This is a genomic window from Clostridium ganghwense (genome assembly GCF_026735165.1).
Lineage (GTDB): Bacteria > Bacillota > Clostridia > Clostridiales > Clostridiaceae > Clostridium_H > Clostridium_H ganghwense.
The window spans coordinates 185,319-202,699 of sequence record NZ_JAPQES010000002.1 but is presented as its reverse complement, the minus strand read 5'-3'; the positions used below and the strand labels follow the sequence as shown (position 1 = coordinate 202,699).

Here is a 17,381-nt window from a genome sequence, read left to right as displayed (position 1 = left end):
TGATATCATGCAATTCTACGATGTAGTTGAAAATAGGAAAAGCATAAAAAAATTTAAGACTAACACATTAGATAAAGATAAAATAAACAGAATGATAAATGCTGCTATGATGTCTCCATCATGGAAAAACCAAACTTGCTATAAATTTATCTTAGTAGATGATGATAACAAAAAACAAAGTATAGCAAATGCCATAATGAATAATACAAATGAAGCAACACAATCAGTTATGGATGCGCCTATGACTGCTGTTGTAGTTGCTGAACCAGATGCATCTGGTGCTATGGAGGGAAAAGAATATTACTTAGTAGATAGTGCTATAGCAATGGAACATTTTGTGCTTGCAGCTACTCAAGAAGGGTATGGAACTTGCTGGATAGCTTCTTTTGATGAGAGAAAAATAAAAGACATCCTTTCTATACCAGATCATTTTAGAGTAGTAGCATTAACACCAGTTGGAGAAATAGCTGCAGAAAAACCTAAAAATCCGCCAAAAGATGTTAGAGAATATGTTTTCTTGAATGAGTGGAATAGAGTTTTTGCAGATCAAGATACTAAAATTATAATACACCATTAATTAAATTTTAAAGCCATACAAGAATATCTTTGTATGGCTATTTATATTAGCAGAAATATGATAATATAAATTACCACGTTAAATATATTTTTGAGATAGAAAGGAAGGAGAAAAATATGATACAAAAGAATTTTATGATAAAAGATTATATAGAAAGATTATCTTCAAAAGAACCTATACCAGGGGGAGGAAGTGCGGCGGCTTTAGCAGGGGCACTATCTTCAGCATTAACTGCTATGGTTTTTAACTTAACAATAGGAAAAAAAATATATGACGAGTATACTGAAGATGAGAGAGCTTTGGTTAATGAGTCTTTAACTAAAATAGAAGAATATAATAATGAATTATTAAACTTTATGGATGAAGATGGAGAAGCCTTTTTAAGTCTTATGTCAGCTTTTAAATTACCAAAGAATACAGAAAAAGAAAAAATGAAAAGAATAGAAAGGATAAATATAGGATATAAAACTGCTTTACAAGTTCCGTTAAATTTAGCTGAAAGATGTATGGAAGTGTATGAACATGTATTGATTGCTAGCAAGTATGGAAATAAAAATGTTATTTCAGATGCTGGGGTAGCGGCAATTTTGTTACAGAGTGCAGTAGAAAGTGCCATATTAAATGTAAATATAAATTTAAGTGGAATTAAAGATGAGAATTATAAAAACAAAATAGAGGATGAATGTGGAAAAATAATGAAAGAAGCATTATCTAAGAAAGATGAAATAATGAAAATAGTTAATTCTAAAATTAGTTAAGTGGTAATTAAGGTTGTTAGTTATGCTGAACTATGATATACTTTGGTTTATGCCATTATACTAACTTTGGAGAGATGAAGAGAATGTTTAACTATTTTTTAGATAAAATCGATGAACTTTATAATATAATAAATGCACCAATTGACGATACTTTTAAAATAATGGCTTTGGACAAATATAAGAAAATATTTAATATGGATGAAGAAAGATTTTCGGATTTGTATACTAAGTTTATTAATAAGGAAAAAGGAAAAGAGTCAGGAATAGTATATACTCCCTATGAAATAGCTAGTTACATAGTAAAAGATACAATATATTCTGAAGACATAGTAGAAAATCCATATATAAAGATTTTAGATCCTTCTTGTGGATGTGGAAATATATTAATACCATGTTTCATATATTTAAGAGAGTTATATGAGAATAATCTAGAGCAAATAAATATTAAAAATAATTTAAAACTTTCAAAATCAGATATAGTTTCTCATATTATAGATAATAATTTATACGGATTTGATTTGGATAGTGAAGCCTTAAAAATATTATCTATTGATTTGTTTAATATAGCTCATTATTTTAATAAAGATAATTTAGTGAATAAAGATTTTCTTATAGATGAGAATGAAACAAAATATAATATCATTGTTGGAAATCCACCATATATAGGACATAAAGCCGTTGATAAGGAATATAGTAGCAAGCTAAAGAAAAAATATAAAAGTATTTATAAGGATAAAGGAGATATTTCTTATTGTTTTTTTCAAAGCGCCTTAAATAATTTAATTAAGAAAGGAAAACTTGCCTTTATAACTTCTAGATATTTTATTGAAGCTCCAAGTGGAGAAGAACTTAGAAAAATACTGAAGGAAGTATGTTCATTATATAAGATAGTAGATTTTTATGGAATAAGACCTTTTAAAAAAGCTGGAATAGATCCAGTAATAATATTTTTAAATAATGAACAAAATGTAGAAGAAAATATTGAAATAATAAAGCCTATTCAAAATTTACCTAAAAATAAAGATAAATTTTATAATTCTTTATTTTTTAATCAAGGGAATAACTACAAAAAATTTAATATAAATAAAAATATATTAAATAATAAGGGTTGGATATTAAGAGATGAGAAAGAAAGAAATATAATATCTAAAATAGAGAAAAAAAGTTTTACTCATCTTTCAAATATTTGTGAGAGCTTTCAAGGTATAATTACAGGATGTGATAAAGCTTTTGTATTAGATGATAAAACTATAAATGAAGAGAAAATAGAAAAAGATATTATTAAACCTTGGATAAAAAGCAGTTGTATTAGAAAAGATAATATAAAAAAACATGATAATTACATAATCTATTCAGATGCTATAAAAAATGAAGAAGACTATCCTAACGCAATAAAACATATTGCAAAACAAAAAACAAAACTTTTACAGAGAAGAGAATGTAAACGTGGTGTAAGGAAATGGTATGCACTTCAATGGGGCAGAAAACAAGAAATATTTGAGAATGAGAAAATAATTTTTCCGTATAAATCAAGTAATAATAGATTTATTTTAGATAAAGGCAAATATTTTAGTGCAGATATATATTGCCTTGTCTTAAGAAATAATGTCCCTTTTACGTATAAATATTTGATATCTTTATTAAATAGTAAAGTTTATCAATATTATTTTCAGACTTTTGCTAAGAAATTAGGAGACAATCTTTATGAATATTATCCTAATAATTTAATGAAGCTTTGTATACCTACAATGAGAACTAAAGAGCAATTTGGTGATAAAGAACTTTATAACTTTTTTCAATTTAATGAAGAAGAAATAAAGATAATAGAAGAATACATTAAATAAACAAAATATTAAATTCATAGAATAAGATAAGTGGTAAATAAATAGTTAAGTCTAAAACATATATTATGTGTTTTAGACTTATTTTTGTTTAGGTTCTGTTTTAAAAGAATGTAAACAACATTCCCCCAAAAAAAACTTCCATTTAGTAGCTTAAGGATGTGTTTTAAAATAAAAAATCCAACTTATAAAAAAAGAAAGTGATTTTTATATTTTAATATGTATAAAAATAAAGAAAATAGGCAAAAATAAAATTGATACGGTTAAAACAATTAGAAAAAGAAGGAAAATAATCAATATTATAGAATAAATATATTATTGCATAATTTTACAATAGATTTGGGAGGGATAAAATGAATCTTAGTTTTGAAAATAAAGGTGATAAACTAATAGTTTATATGTTAGGAGAATTAGACCATCATAGCGCAGAGGAAGTCAGAAATAAGGTAGATGATAGGTTAGAAAGAGAAAACTGTAATAAACTTATTATGGATTTTTCTGGAGTTACATTTATGGACAGTTCAGGTATAGGAGTTGTGATTGGAAGATATAAGAAATTATCGGGAAAAAAAGGTAAGGTATATATTACAAAAGTAAAAGGTAGTGTTAAAAGAGTATTTGAACTATCAGGAATGTTCAAGATTATTCCTTTATATGATAGTATTGAACAAGCACTAGAGAATATGTAGTGGGGGGAATATAGAATGTATGATAACAAAATTAAAATAGAGTTTTTAAGTAAATCAGAAAATGAGAGTTTTGCAAGAGTTGCTGTAGCAGCTTTTATTTCTCAATTAGATCCTACAATTGAAGAAATAACTGATGTAAAAACAGCTATATCAGAAGCTGTTACTAACTCAATTATTCATGGATATGAAAACAAAGAAGGTTTAGTAACTATTGAAGCAGAGATATGTAAAAATGAAGTTACTTTAATAGTAAAAGATAATGGGATTGGGATAGATAATGTAGAATTAGCGATGCAGCCTTTATATACATCAAGACCTGATTTAGAAAGATCAGGTATGGGGTTCACAGTGATGGAAACTTTTATGGACAAATTGGAAGTTACATCTGAAGGAGATAACGGAACGAGGGTTATAATGAGGAAAAAATTTAAAGTATTGGACTAGGATACATAGGTTTTTATGAAAGGAGGAAAGAACCTTGGAAGTGGTTTGTGGATATTATGAGTGGAGATGTATATAAAAAAAATAATACCAAGTTTGAAGAAAATTTAAGTTTGATTCAAAGAGCTAAAGAAGGAGATAAAGGTGCTTTAGATAAACTTGTTGAAAATAATTTACCTCTTGTTTCAGCAATAAGTAAAAAATTCATGAATAGAGGTTATGAATATGATGATATTTTTCAAATTGGATGTATAGGACTTGTAAAAGCCGTAAATAATTTTGAAGCTAAATATAATGTACAATTTTCTACTTATGCAGTTCCTATGATTATGGGAGAAATTAAGAGATTTTTAAGAGATGATGGACTAATTAAGGTTAGTAGAAGTATAAAATATAATGCTAGGAAGTTACATTATGATAAAGAAAAACTAACAAAAAAGTTAAGTAGAGAACCAACTATTGAAGAATTATCAGAGTTTTCAGGAATGACTACTGAAGAAATATTATTTTCTACTGAAGCTGTAAATGATCCTAAATATTTATATGATACAATTCACCATGATGATGGTTCACCAATTTTTTTGATCGATAAAATTAGTGATAATAAAGATGAAAATAAGGATATAATTAATAAGATTGCTTTAAAAGAAGCTTTAAGTAAATTAGATGTAAGATCGAGACAAATAATAATACTTAGATATTTTAAAGATATAACACAGGTTCAAGTTGCTAAAATGCTTGGTATAAGTCAAGTTCAAGTTTCTAGAATTGAAAAGAAAGTTTTAAAGGCTATGAAGGAAAAATTAAGTGTATAGAATAAATAGGATGCAAATATTTGTATCCTATTTTTGTTTAAAAAAGTTTATTATTGCAGATAATAATTATAGATAATTTATAATGAATTTTATGATGGGAGATAGAGATATGAATAATAAAGAAGAACAAATTAAAAAAAAATTTCAAACTTTATCTCAACAAGAAGCACCTAAATCACAGTTAGTTAGAGACTGTATACGGGCTTTTATTGTTGGAGGGCTTATATGTGATATAGGTCAGGCATTTAATAATTTTTATATTAATTTAGGTTTTTCTAAACAAGATACAGCAACTTATGTATCTATAACAATGATTTTTATAGGTGCATTATTAACTGGAATAGGTATCTATGATAAAATAGGAGATTTTGCAGGGGCAGGATCGGTAGTACCAATAACAGGTTTCGCAAATTCTATTGTATCTCCTGCAATAGAATTCAAAAAAGAAGGATTTGTTTTTGGGGTAGGAGCAAAGATGTTTATAATAGCTGGACCAGTCTTGGTATATGGAATTGGTTCTTCGATTATAGTAGGGATTATATATTATTTTATTACGTTATAACAAGGTGGTATGAATATGTCAAAGAGAGTAGGAAAACAAACAGTAAAGCTTGAAAGTAAACCTAAAATAATCGCAACTACAAGTGTGGTGGGACCAAAGGAAGGAAAAGGTCCTCTAAAAGATTACTTTGATATTATTTTGCAAGATGATTTAGATGGAAAAGAGAGCTTTGAAAAAGCTGAAAGTAGCATGATGTATAAAGCAATAGAAGAAACTATAAAGAAAGCTAATTTGAACGAACAAGATATAAATTATTTAGTAGCAGGAGATCTACTAAATCAACTTTCTGCATCAAACTTTGCAGCAAGAGACATTGATATACCTTTTATAGGACTTTATGGTGCTTGTTCTACTATGTCAGAATCTTTGAGTATTTCATCGATGATTATAGATGGAGGATTTGCTGATTATGCAATAGCAGCTACATCTTCACATTTCTCAGCAGCAGAAAGACAATTCAGAGTTCCACTTGAAATGGGGAGTCAAAGAACACCTACAGCCCAATGGACAGTTACAGGATCAGGAGCTATGCTTTTAGCCAAAGAAGGCAATTATCCTTATACTACACATGTGACAATAGGAAAAATAAAAGATTATGGCAAGACTGATACTAATGATATGGGGTCTGCAATGGCTCCTGCTGCAGTAGATACAATAAAACAGCATTTTCAGGATACAGGTAGAACTCCAAAGTATTATGACTTAATTGCAACAGGAGATTTAGGGCAATTAGGTAAAAAAATAACTCAGGAATTACTAAAAGAATATGGTTATGATATATCTAATAAATATATTGACTGTGGAGATGAAATATTTGATAAAGAAAAGCAGAAAACTAATTGTGGAGGAAGTGGTTGTGGTTGTTCAGCAGTAGTTGGCTGTGGATACATATATAAGAATATGATGCAAGGAAAACTGAAAAGAGTGTTGCTTGTTTCTACAGGTGCATTAATGAGTCCTACTAGCTCTCTTCAAGGAGAAAGTATACCAGGAATTGCGCATGCAGTATCTATAGAGTTTGGAGGGAATCAAAATGAATGATTATATTATGGCTTTTCTCGTAGGAGGTACTATATGTCTTATTGCTCAGATTCTAATGGATAGAACAAAACTCACACCAGGTAGAATTTTAGTTGTTTTTGTTACTACTGGAGTAATTCTTGGAGCTTTAAAGATTTATGATGTGGTAGTTAAATATGGAAAGGCAGGAGCAACTATACCTTTACTTGGCTTTGGATTTAATCTTGCAAAGTCTGTTATGAAAGAAGTGGATGAGGTTGGTTTTCTAGGGGCGTTTACTGGAGGAGTAAAGGGGGCCGCTGGTGGAATAAGTGCAGCCATATTTTTTGGATATATAATGGCATTATTATTTAATTCAAAGACAAAATAAATAGGATTAAAGGGATTTAAACAAATTCCTTTAATCCTATTTTTAGTTTTTAGTTACTTGTTTCTTGAGTATTTGAGTTTTCGTTAGTAATATCAGTGGGGTTATCGTCAGCAGTATCATTATCATCATCTACATTAGAGCCTGTTTCATCATTAACATCTTCATTTGTTTCTTCTTCCTTACCAGGATTTTCAGGATCTGTAGTATTATTATCGGAATTTTCATTTTCTTTATTTGGATCCGTAGTTTCATCTGGTTCAGTTGGAGGCGGTGCTGCAGTATCATCAAGTTCTTTTGGAGATACATATTGCTGATCTCTTAAGGTTACACTAGGAATATAATCTCTTTTGATAAATACTCTAGATTCTATTAGAGAAGGTGGAGTATTTGCTGTAGCTAGTTTTCCATTACTTTTATTTATATTAGCTAGAATATGAATATCATCATAAGTTGTAGGAACCGTACCCCTAATAAATAATTCAGTATATACAGTGCTTCCTCTAGGATCTTTATAAGATAGTTCCGTAGGAAGTAGACCAGAGATTCTATCAACTGAGGCACTTGTTATGCCAGAAGGTGCTGATATATCTTTAACGGGTAAGTTTTTAACAGCTTCATTCATTATTTTACCTAAGATATAAGCTGCATCACTACTGTAAATTCTTTGATTGTTTTTATTTCCAATCCAAACTGATCCTGAATAGTATGGAGTAAGTCCACAGAACCAAAGATTTTTAAAGTTTGTTGTTGAACCTGTTTTACCAGCTAAAGGAATATTGCTTTTATAAGTTAGTTTTGCACGAGTAGCAGTACCAGCTCTCACAGGTTCTTTTAATAAATCGTACATAATGTAAGCTGACTGTGGAGATAAAACTTTTCTAGTTTCTATTTTAGTTTCAAGTATAACTTTACCAGCTTTGTCTACTACCTTGCTATAAAGTCGAGGTTCAGTATATAATCCATTGTTACCAAATACACCATAAGCATTTGCCATTGTATATGTATTTGTACCGTAATTCAATTCACCAAGAGCTAAAGCTGCTATACTATTTTTGTCTGTATTATTTAAGGTTAAACCAAATTTTTTACCATAGCTTGCACCAACTTCAAGACCAAGTTTATCTTCTAATTTTATTGCAAAAAGATTTATGGAACGTCTCAAACCTTCTCTTAAATTTATATATCCAGAATAGCTTCCACCAGCATTTTTAGGATTCCATGGTCTTCCACCATTATATTTTCTACCTTTTTCAGCTGGCAATGGAGAATCTTCTATAACAGTGGCAGCAGTAGCAATTTTCGTATCAATTGCTGGGCCATAAACTGTTAAAGGTTTTATGCTAGAGCCACTAGGAACATGTGCATCATATGCTTTATTATAAGACATAGCAGGTTGCTTTCCACGACCACCAATTAAAACTTTCACTTCTCCAGTATGATAATCAACTAAAACAGCAGAGGCTTGAGGTTGAAGTATACCTTTTTCATCTTTTTTTGAAGAGACCCTAAGATTATTATTATCATCTAGAATATTTTGAGTAGAAATTTGCAAGTCCTTATCCATTGTACTATATATTTTTAAATGTCCGTTAACTAATAAATTTTCAATTTCACCATCAGTATAATGATATTTTTCTTGTAAATCTTTTTTTACTTCACTAACAGCAGGTCTAGAAAACCATTCGAAATTATATCTATCGTTATTCGAAGTAGCTTTTCCTATTACGGAGTTACCTAAAGTAGATGCATTTTCATCTTTAGTTACACTTTTTCTAGGAATATCTATTTCTGCTATTGTAGATTTATATTGTGATTCTGTTATGTATCCATTATCTCTCATTTTAGCAAGAACAGTTTTGGTTCTGTTTTTATATTTAGATGGATCTTTTCTAGATGTTCTTGAATATGGATAATATACTGAAGGACTTTGAGGTAATCCTGCAATAAAAGCACATTGAATTAAAGTTAAATCTTTTGCTTTAACATGAAAATATTGCTGTGCAGCAGCTTCTACACCAATAGCTCTTCCACCTAAATATATGGTGTTTAAATAAGCTTCCAAAACAGCTTTTTTACCAATAAGCTTTTCAAGCTTAGGGGCTAAATATATTTCCTGAACTTTTCTTCTGATTTTTCGCTGTAATATTGATTTTGAATCAAGATTTTTAGTATCAGTATCAAAAATTGTATTTTTAAGTAATTGCTGAGTGATTGTAGATGCACCTTGCATTCCTTTATGTCCTGTTAAAAAACTTTTAACATCATAAACAAAGGCACCCATAATTCTTTTAGGGTCTATACCCTTATGGTCAAAAAATCTTTCATCTTCAATGCTGACAAAGGCATTTATTAAATCTTTAGGCATTTCGTCATATTTTATGATAGTTCTTTTTTTATCTGTGATTATAGTATCTATAACATTGCCTTTATCATCATAAATTACTGAAGCTTGGTTAGTAGCTTTAATTTGATTTATGTCCAATTCAGGAGCCGTCTTAATCATTGCAAGAGCTAAACCACCAGCAGCAACTGCAAAAAATAGGACTATGGCTAATATAGTTAGCAATATAATTTTAAGAGCTTTAAACTTTTTTTTCCTTTTTTTCTTTTCAGTTGGGCTCTTTTTATTTTCAGTCATCTATAATCCTCCTTATATTAGTCTTATGTTAACTCTAACATTATATCATATAATGAAATTATATACTATTTTTTTAGTTTTGATAACTATTATACTGCAAGAGCATAATTCCCTATTCTGCATTATAAAATTGTTTCATATAATTATATAGTTATAATATAGTTTGTTTTTGAGTTTTTTGTAAGAAAAATATCAGTTACTGTCCTAATATTAAGACTCAACTGTTAATTGATAGTAAGGAGGAGTTATTATTAAAAAGAATAATAAAATAAGAATTATAGCTTATATTATTTCGATAATTATTGGAATTAATCTTTTTATTTATATATTTAATAAAACATTGACACCTTCAATAATTGCAGCAGCAGATGCTGAAGTAAGAGCGAGAGCAATAGAAATAGTAAATAAGTGTGTAGTTGAAGAATATATTAATAGATTTAAATATGATGAGATAATAAAAATGGACAAAGATAGAGAGGGAAATATAGTATTATTAAAAGCAGATACATTAAAAATGAATATGATAGCTTGTGATGTAGCATTAAAAGCTGGTGAAGAACTAAGAAAATTAGGGGAAAAGGGAATAAGATTACCTTTAGCTTATGCATTAAAAAATAATATGTTTTCATATTTAGGACCTAAAATAACCGTTAAAATGTATCCAATAGGTTACATAGAGACAAAATATTTATCTCAATTTGAAAGTGCAGGCATAAATCAAACAAGACATAAAATTTATGTAAGGGTTAATACTAAGATTAGAGTAATTCTTCCTTTAAGTAGTAACATTGTAGAAGTGAATAATGAAGTACCAATTGCTGAAACTATTATTATCGGAAAGGTACCAGAAACTGCTCTACAGTTTGATGATATGGGAATAAAAGTGCCTAATAATAGCAATTAATAAAAATTACTATGCCTTATGGCATAGTAATTTACACAAATTAAATGTAATTTTATTATTCTTCCCAATTAAATACATACGGTATATTTCTGTAGTAGTCACCATAATTTAGACCATAACCAACTACAAATACATCGGGAATTTCGAAACAACAATAATCAGGTGTTACATCTACTTTTCGTCTTTCAGGTTTATCCAAAAGTACGCAGCTTTTAACTTCTCTAGCACCTAAAGATTTTACATGTTCCATTACAAATTTCATTGTTATTCCTGTATCAACTATGTCGTCTACTATAAGTACATCTAGACCTTCAATGTTGTCAGGAATATCATTTACTACTTTCACTTGACCAGATGAGCTTTCATTATGTCCATAGCTTGAAGTTGTCATAAACCCGATTTTAGTTGGAACTGTAATGCTTCTAACTAAGTCAGCAGTGTATATAAAACTTCCTCTAAGCAATGAAAGAACGTAAAGGTTTTTACCTTCATAATCAGAAGATATTTTTTTACCTAGTTCAGTGATTCTTTTTTGTATTTGTTCTTCACTTATAAGAATATTTCTTTTTTTATTTTCCATTGTAATCCTCCAGACTATAGATATTTACAATATTGTTTTTATAGTATAAAATTATATGAAAGTTGTCAAGTAAAAGAGCATATAAAATTCTTGAAATATGTAAAAATAAGATGAAAAACGTAAAAATGAGGTGCTAATATGATATTAGGAAATACTGACGGAGTAAGAAAATCAATTATAAATAAATTAGAGGATATTTATAATTACAAAATAGATAAGGACGATATTTGTAATAAAGAAGTAATGGATATAATGTGTGAAATTACTCAAGACATAAATAAAGAAATAAGTATAGCTGTAGATAGAAAAGGTAATATTGTAAATATTTCAATTGGAGATAATACTACAGTAGAAATGCCTATTATAGATGTAAAGGAAAAAAAATTATCAGGTGTTAGAATAATACATACTCATCCAAATGGAAATTCTATGCTTTCAACCTTAGATATATCTGCTATGATAAAAATGAAACTTGATGCAATGGCCGCTATAGGTGTAAGAGATGGAAAGTGTACAGATATAACTATTGGATTTTGTGGTATAGAGAATAATAAATTAGTAGCTGAATTACTTGGACCTTTAGATGTTGAAGAAACATTAAAAATCAATATTTTAAATGTAATTAGCAATAAGGAGGAAAATGTAAAGCTTAATGATGTAGAGGAGGACCATGGGGAAAGGGCTATTTTGGTTGGAATTGAGAGTGAGGAGAGTTTAGAAGAATTAGAAGAATTAGCAAGAGCGTGTGATGTTATTACATTAGATAGGATACTTCAAAAAAGAAACAAAATTGATACAACTTTTTTTATAGGGGAAGGAAAAGTTAATGAAATTTCAATGTTGAGACAGGCACATAATGCAAATGTAATTATATTTGATGATGAATTATCTGCATCACAAATTAGAAACTTAGAAGCTTTTATAGGAGCTAAAGTTATAGATAGAACTACGCTGATACTTGAAATATTTGCAAGCAGAGCTAGAAGTAGAGAGGCTAAGATACAAGTTGAACTTGCTCAGCTTAAATATAGACTTCCAAGACTAGCAGGTTTAGGAGCCGTTTTATCAAGGACTGGTGGTGGAATAGGAACTAGAGGGCCTGGAGAAAAGAAACTTGAAATGGATAAAAGACATATTAGAGAGAGAATATATGATCTAACTCAACAACTAAAAAAGATCAAAAAGACAAGAGAAATTCAAAGAGATAAAAGAAGCAGAGAAAATATACCTAAAGTTTCTTTAGTGGGCTATACAAATGCGGGAAAATCAACTTTAAGAAATAAATTATGTCAGATATCATCACCAAAAGATGTACAGGAAAAAGAAAGTGTTTTTGAAGCTGATATGTTATTTGCTACATTAGACGTAACTACAAGAGCATTAATCTTACCAGATAATAGGTTGGTAACTTTAACTGATACAGTAGGTTTTGTACGAAAACTTCCTCATGATTTAGTTGAAGCTTTTAAGTCTACCTTAGAGGAAGTAATAAATTCTGAACTGCTTTTACATGTTGTAGATACTTCATCAGAAACAGCAGATGAACAAATTGAAGCAGTAAATGAGGTTTTAGAGGAGTTGGGAGCAAAGGATAAGCCGTTAGTTTTAGTATTAAATAAAGTAGATAAAGTGGATGAATTATCATTAGCTAAATTGAAGGAAAAATACAGCAATATAGATATTATAGAAATTTCAGCGAAAGAAGATATTAATTTAGATTTATTATTAGATGAAATATCTAATATGCTTCCTAATCAACTAAAAAAAGTAGAATATTTAATTCCATATACTGATCAAGGGACTGTAGCATTATTACATAGAGGAGCAAAGGTAATAGAAGAAGAATATAAAGAAGAAGGAACGTATATTTCTGCTATGGTTGATGAAGAAGTTTATAATAGGTGCAGACAATATATGTGCAAATAAGTATTCATATAAGGAAGGGTATTTATAAGACAGCATGGTAAAGAAAGAATATTATTTTTAGGGAATAAATTTTATGAAAAGCTTATATAATTTTATATAAGGGGAAATTATATAAGTTATATGCTTCCTTATTGAAAACTATTTAAACAATAGGAGCAAATATGGATGAGAAAAAAAAAGAAAATTTAAGAAATGTAGATAACATAAATAACACTGAAGATAATACTAAAACGAAAAAAAGAAAAAAAACTAAAGAAGTTAAGAAAAAAACAAAAGAAGAAAGTAGAATTCACGATTTAGAGGTGAAAATTAAAAAAGATAATCAGTCTAAAGAGACAAAGGAAAAATTAAAAGAAGATCAGGAAACTAAGAATGAAGATGCTATTTTAGATTGCCTAAATGATGAACTTACCTGTATAAGACAAAAGCTAGTAGATATAAATATAATAAGAGAAGAACTTAGTAAATTAAAATTAAATCCTGCTAAAAGAACCTTTTTTAAAAATGATATTGAGCCATTATTGACAACATTTAGTAATTTGGCTCTTTCATCAGAGAGATTTGCTATATCAGCTCAGAATTTATATGTAATTACATTTAGCAAGAGTTCTGAAATTAAGGATACATTAGATCTAATATATGATATAAATGCTAAATCAGAAGATGTATTTGAAGTATTAGAAAAAGAAATAGATATTCTACTAGATATATATAAATGTGATTTGAAAAAAATGTGTAAGAAGTAAAATTGTAATTTATATGAAGAAATAACCATATAAATTACAATTTTTGTTATTTAGCTTATTTACCTAAAGTATATACGTGTATTTTTATATAATAAAGATAATAATAATTTTAGAATTTTATTAATATCTGAGGTGTTTAGTATGGAGAAAAAAATATGTCCTGTTTGTAATGAAATACGTAAAATAAAGCTTAACTGCGGTAAATGCAATGGAAATATGGTAGATAAGGGGAGAGAACAAGAATACTTTGACGATTATAGTGCAGATGATCCTATAAAAGATTATGATGATTATTGTATTCACATATTCAAGTGCAATAAATGTGGCTTTTTTGAAAAAAAACTTATAAAAAAAATAATAGTTTAATAGGGTGATATTAATATAAAGTTGTATTTAGGAACGAATATTATTATAATAAAAATAGTAACAGGGGGGGGTTTTAAATGCTTAATACTATTCAAAAATATCAAGATGCATTTAATTCTGTAATAGAACGACTAAAAAAAAATGATTCTGTTCTTGCAGTAATGGTATTTGGAAGCATAATTACAGGAGATTTATGGGAAGAATCAGATATAGATTTATTCGTTATTTCAAAAGATAATATTAATGGCATGAGAAATATTTATACTGAGGAAAAAGATGTTCCTGTGCATATTAAATTAATGAGTAAAGAAAGATTGCTGCATCTTCATAAAGAAGATATAGTTGGAGGATTTATTCACAGAGTATTTGTATCTTCGAGATTAGTGTTTTCAAAGGATGAAGAGATTACAGTAAGGTACGATATAGGGAGATATTATCCTGATGTAGATCGAGAAAAATGGAATATGGTTTATATTGGAAATCTCTTGAAAAGTATGAGCATTTGTAAAAAATATTTAAATATGGGGAACATACATATGGCTTATAGTGAAACAATTAAATGTATTGAAGATTTTTCAAAGCTTTATGTTAATTCATCAGGTTATATGATAAGCAAAGATGTTATTACTATGGCAATGAATTTAAATGATAGTTTAAAAGAGTATGTTGATAAATTATTTTTTAATAAGGATAATCTAGAGCATTATGTTGAGGAAATAATAGATTTTTTCCAAGATAATATAAATCAAAATTTAAAAAAATATACTACATTATTATTAGATTATATGACAAAAAAAGATTGCTTCTTAAGTTCAGAAGATATGAAAAAAGATGAATTTTTTAAAAATTTCAAAATAGATTTTGAGAATATATTAAATAAATTATGGGAAAAGAAAATTATAAAAAAAGAAAGCAGAGAATATAAGGACGACTCTAACAATACCTTGTTTAAGGAAAAGGTGTATTTTATTTAAATATTTGGCATACAATTTTGAAATATTGGAAATTGTATGCCAAATTTGTTATTTGAAATTTAAAAAAATATATTACTTAAGAATAATTAGAAGGTGAGGATATGGAAAAATATTTTTTAGGATTTAAAGATGAAATACCAAAATACTTACAGATAGCTAAACATATTGAAAAACTTATAAATGCAAAAAAAATAAGAGAAGGTGAAAGATTACCTTCTATAAGGGCTTTAGCTAAATTATTAGAGGTTAATACAGTGACTATAGTGAATGCATATAAACAGCTTCAGCAAAAGGGGTATGCAGTACAAAAGATTGGTAGTGGAACGTATGCAAAAGGAAAAGAAGAAAATAGAAATTTTTTAAAAGAATATTCAAGTATTTATAAAAAAGTAAGTGGAGGCCTTGTAAAGGATTATATTGATTTTACAGGTGAGACAACGTGTAGTGAGTTTTTTCCTGTTGATACATTTAAGAATGTATTAAATAAGGTTTTAGACAGGGATGGTGCTGATGCATTTACCTATCAAAATGCCTTAGGATATGAGGGGCTTCGTGAAAGTATAAAAAATCATTTTTGGGAGAAAAAAATAGATAGTGAAAATATAGTTATAGTCTCTGGGGCGCAGCAGGGGATAGATATAGTGTCAAAATCATTAATAAACGTTAATGACAACATTGCAGTAGAAAAGCCAACTTATAGTGGGGCATTAAATGTTTTTAAAGGAAGAAGAGCAAATATTTTTGAAGTGGATATGCTTAAGGATGGGGTAGATACAGTTTCATTTAGAAAAATATTAAAGAAAAACAAAATTAATTGTTTTTATGTTATGAGTTATTTTCAAAATCCAACAGGAAGTACATATAGTATTGAGAAAAAAAGAGAAATTTTAAATTTAGCAGAAGAATATGATTTTTATATTCTTGAAGACGATTATTTGTCAGAGTTAATTTTTGATGACAACATTAAATATGAAAGCTTTAAAAGTTTAGATATAAATGATAGAGTAATATATGTAAAAAGTTTTTCAAAGATATTTTTACCAGGGATTAGAATGGGGTATTTAATTCCACCATATAAATTTAGTGAACGTATACAGAATTCTAAAATAAATACAGACAGAACTACTTCAAGTCTTATGCAGAGGGCATTAGATATGTATATTAAAGAGGGATATTGGAAAAGTCATATGAAAAATTTAAGTGAAGCCTACAGAGATAGATATAAGTTTATGAAAAAAAATATTAAAGATGTTTTAGGCGATAAGGTTGAGTTTAATAGTCCAGGAGGTGGACTACACTTTTATTTAAAAATAAGTGATAAAATAAATATGAATTGTTTAGAACTTTTTAATAAATGTAAAAAAGAAAAAGTTATAATTACACCTGGTGTACTTTTTTATAAGAATAGTATTGATGGTGAAAAATATTTCAGATTGGGATTTTCTCAAACGGATATTGATAAAATTGAAAGAGGAATAAAAATAATAGATAAATTACTTAAATAAAAGGGTGGATAAATGTGAAAAAGGGCCTTGTTCGATTTGACTGGAATGATATAGAAAAATATACTGAAGAGGAAATCACATACTTTTTATTTGTAGAAGGTAAGAGTATTGAGAGTATATGTAGGATAAGAAAGATTGATAGGATTACAGTTCAAAATCATATTATTGAAGGAAAGATAAAGTATAGATTTTTAGCTAAAAGTAAAAATTCTAGGGAATTTTTTGAGATTATATCAAAGGCAGGAAAACAAGATAAAATATTAGTGCTTAATTCCATTGATCAAGAAAACAAAAGAAAGCTTATAGAATTTATCAGAAAGAACTATGCAGATATGTACCCTAAAGATAAGGAAGCTGCTGTTTGGATCTTAGGTGAACTAAAGGAAATAGAAGGTTTAGATATATTAATGAAAGCTTCTGTTCATAAATTTGTAAATATAAGAAGAATGGCAGTATCAGCTATGGGGAAAATAGAAAACAATAAGTGTGAGATTGCCTTAATACGTGCTTTGGATGATGAAAATCCTCAGGTAATTATGTATGCAATAAAAGCTTTAGATAAGATTAAAAGTATTAATGCAACAAATAAAATAGAGTATATAAAGAATAATGCTGAGAAGAAATATTTAAGGGAAGCAGCAGAAAACTTTTTAAATGAGGTGAAATGAA

Annotated in this window: 18 protein-coding genes; 16 read left to right on the top strand and 2 right to left on the bottom strand. The window is 28.2% G+C overall.

Going from position 1 to position 17,381, the window contains the following annotated elements:
- Positions 1–7: 7 nt before the first annotated feature.
- The 9 genes from OXH55_RS07595 to spoVAE all read left to right on the top strand — a co-directional run bounded on the left by OXH55_RS07595 (position 8) and on the right by spoVAE (position 7,073).
- A complete protein-coding gene (locus tag OXH55_RS07595) occupies positions 8–577 on the top strand; it encodes a nitroreductase family protein (protein WP_268049226.1) in 570 nt (189 codons plus the stop codon).
- A gap of 116 nt (positions 578–693) precedes the next feature.
- Positions 694–1,335 (top strand): cyclodeaminase/cyclohydrolase family protein, encoded by a 642-nt coding sequence (locus OXH55_RS07590; protein WP_268049225.1) that lies wholly within the window; start codon positions 694–696, stop codon positions 1,333–1,335.
- An 83-nt stretch (positions 1,336–1,418) separates the two neighbouring features.
- The gene (locus OXH55_RS07585) at positions 1,419–3,179 is read left to right on the top strand and encodes an Eco57I restriction-modification methylase domain-containing protein (RefSeq protein ID WP_268049224.1); all 1,761 of its coding nucleotides are present in this window, start codon (positions 1,419–1,421) and stop codon (positions 3,177–3,179) included.
- A gap of 350 nt (positions 3,180–3,529) precedes the next feature.
- Positions 3,530–3,865 carry an anti-sigma F factor antagonist gene (gene spoIIAA, locus OXH55_RS07580; RefSeq protein WP_268049223.1) on the top strand — a complete coding sequence of 112 codons (336 nt, stop codon included), beginning with the start codon at positions 3,530–3,532 and terminating at the stop codon, positions 3,863–3,865.
- Between the two features lie 15 nt (positions 3,866–3,880).
- On the top strand, positions 3,881–4,309 hold the full coding sequence (gene spoIIAB / locus OXH55_RS07575) for an anti-sigma F factor (protein WP_268049222.1): 429 nt from the start codon (positions 3,881–3,883) through the stop codon (positions 4,307–4,309).
- Positions 4,310–4,365: 56 nt separating this feature from the next.
- Complete coding sequence (gene sigF / locus OXH55_RS07570) at positions 4,366–5,121, top strand: RNA polymerase sporulation sigma factor SigF (protein ID WP_268049221.1); 756 nt, start codon at positions 4,366–4,368, stop codon at positions 5,119–5,121.
- Between the two features lie 109 nt (positions 5,122–5,230).
- Positions 5,231–5,683, top strand: a complete 453-nt coding sequence (gene spoVAC / locus OXH55_RS07565) for a stage V sporulation protein AC (protein ID WP_268049220.1) — start codon at positions 5,231–5,233, stop codon at positions 5,681–5,683.
- 15 nt (positions 5,684–5,698) lie between these two features.
- Entirely contained in the window at positions 5,699–6,724 is a 1,026-nt protein-coding gene (gene spoVAD, locus OXH55_RS07560; protein ID WP_268049219.1) for a stage V sporulation protein AD, read from the top strand.
- Positions 6,717–7,073, top strand: coding sequence for a stage V sporulation protein AE (spoVAE, locus tag OXH55_RS07555; protein WP_268049218.1), 357 nt, complete (start codon positions 6,717–6,719; stop codon positions 7,071–7,073). Before spoVAD ends, spoVAE begins: the two co-directional genes overlap by 8 nt.
- Positions 7,074–7,122: 49 nt before the next feature.
- Here the strand turns inward: spoVAE and OXH55_RS07550 are convergent, their stop codons facing one another.
- Entirely contained in the window at positions 7,123–9,711 is a 2,589-nt protein-coding gene (locus tag OXH55_RS07550) for a transglycosylase domain-containing protein (protein WP_268049217.1), read from the bottom strand.
- Positions 9,712–9,958: 247 nt separating this feature from the next.
- Here OXH55_RS07550 and yunB point away from each other — a divergent pair, with 247 nt between their 5' ends.
- Complete coding sequence (gene yunB, locus OXH55_RS07545) at positions 9,959–10,615, top strand: sporulation protein YunB (protein ID WP_336296766.1); 657 nt, start codon at positions 9,959–9,961, stop codon at positions 10,613–10,615.
- Positions 10,616–10,670: 55 nt separating this feature from the next.
- Here yunB and hpt read toward each other — a convergent pair whose 3' ends face one another.
- Positions 10,671–11,195, bottom strand: coding sequence for a hypoxanthine phosphoribosyltransferase (gene hpt / locus OXH55_RS07540; protein WP_268049216.1), 525 nt, complete (start codon positions 11,193–11,195; stop codon positions 10,671–10,673).
- 138 nt (positions 11,196–11,333) lie between these two features.
- Between hpt and hflX the strand changes: the two genes are divergently transcribed.
- The 6 genes from hflX to OXH55_RS07510 all read left to right on the top strand — a co-directional run bounded on the left by hflX (position 11,334) and on the right by OXH55_RS07510 (position 17,380).
- Positions 11,334–13,121: a GTPase HflX gene (hflX, locus tag OXH55_RS07535; protein ID WP_268049215.1), complete on the top strand. Its 1,788-nt coding sequence runs from the start codon at positions 11,334–11,336 to the stop codon at positions 13,119–13,121.
- 161 nt (positions 13,122–13,282) lie between these two features.
- On the top strand, positions 13,283–13,867 hold the full coding sequence (locus OXH55_RS07530) for a hypothetical protein (RefSeq protein WP_268049214.1): 585 nt from the start codon (positions 13,283–13,285) through the stop codon (positions 13,865–13,867).
- A 141-nt stretch (positions 13,868–14,008) separates the two neighbouring features.
- The gene (locus tag OXH55_RS07525; protein ID WP_268049213.1) at positions 14,009–14,233 is read left to right on the top strand and encodes a hypothetical protein; all 225 of its coding nucleotides are present in this window, start codon (positions 14,009–14,011) and stop codon (positions 14,231–14,233) included.
- 77 nt (positions 14,234–14,310) lie between these two features.
- Complete coding sequence (locus tag OXH55_RS07520; protein ID WP_268049212.1) at positions 14,311–15,207, top strand: nucleotidyltransferase domain-containing protein; 897 nt, start codon at positions 14,311–14,313, stop codon at positions 15,205–15,207.
- Positions 15,208–15,308: 101 nt separating this feature from the next.
- On the top strand, positions 15,309–16,712 hold the full coding sequence (gene pdxR / locus OXH55_RS07515) for a MocR-like pyridoxine biosynthesis transcription factor PdxR (RefSeq protein ID WP_268049211.1): 1,404 nt from the start codon (positions 15,309–15,311) through the stop codon (positions 16,710–16,712).
- A 14-nt stretch (positions 16,713–16,726) separates the two neighbouring features.
- On the top strand, positions 16,727–17,380 hold the full coding sequence (locus tag OXH55_RS07510) for a HEAT repeat domain-containing protein (protein WP_268049210.1): 654 nt from the start codon (positions 16,727–16,729) through the stop codon (positions 17,378–17,380).
- Position 17,381: the final 1 nt, after the last annotated feature.

Coding starts and splice junctions, on each gene's coding strand:
- OXH55_RS07595 (WP_268049226.1), top strand. CDS start 8: ATGCAATTCTACGATGTAGTTGAAAATAGGAAAAGCATAAAAAAATTT.
- OXH55_RS07590 (WP_268049225.1), top strand. CDS start 694: ATGATACAAAAGAATTTTATGATAAAAGATTATATAGAAAGATTATCT.
- OXH55_RS07585 (WP_268049224.1), top strand. CDS start 1,419: ATGTTTAACTATTTTTTAGATAAAATCGATGAACTTTATAATATAATA.
- spoIIAA (WP_268049223.1), top strand. CDS start 3,530: ATGAATCTTAGTTTTGAAAATAAAGGTGATAAACTAATAGTTTATATG.
- spoIIAB (WP_268049222.1), top strand. CDS start 3,881: ATGTATGATAACAAAATTAAAATAGAGTTTTTAAGTAAATCAGAAAAT.
- sigF (WP_268049221.1), top strand. CDS start 4,366: ATGAGTGGAGATGTATATAAAAAAAATAATACCAAGTTTGAAGAAAAT.
- spoVAC (WP_268049220.1), top strand. CDS start 5,231: ATGAATAATAAAGAAGAACAAATTAAAAAAAAATTTCAAACTTTATCT.
- spoVAD (WP_268049219.1), top strand. CDS start 5,699: ATGTCAAAGAGAGTAGGAAAACAAACAGTAAAGCTTGAAAGTAAACCT.
- spoVAE (WP_268049218.1), top strand. CDS start 6,717: ATGAATGATTATATTATGGCTTTTCTCGTAGGAGGTACTATATGTCTT.
- OXH55_RS07550 (WP_268049217.1), bottom strand. CDS start 9,711: ATGACTGAAAATAAAAAGAGCCCAACTGAAAAGAAAAAAAGGAAAAAA.
- hpt (WP_268049216.1), bottom strand. CDS start 11,195: ATGGAAAATAAAAAAAGAAATATTCTTATAAGTGAAGAACAAATACAA.
- hflX (WP_268049215.1), top strand. CDS start 11,334: ATGATATTAGGAAATACTGACGGAGTAAGAAAATCAATTATAAATAAA.
- OXH55_RS07530 (WP_268049214.1), top strand. CDS start 13,283: ATGGATGAGAAAAAAAAAGAAAATTTAAGAAATGTAGATAACATAAAT.
- OXH55_RS07525 (WP_268049213.1), top strand. CDS start 14,009: ATGGAGAAAAAAATATGTCCTGTTTGTAATGAAATACGTAAAATAAAG.
- OXH55_RS07520 (WP_268049212.1), top strand. CDS start 14,311: ATGCTTAATACTATTCAAAAATATCAAGATGCATTTAATTCTGTAATA.
- pdxR (WP_268049211.1), top strand. CDS start 15,309: ATGGAAAAATATTTTTTAGGATTTAAAGATGAAATACCAAAATACTTA.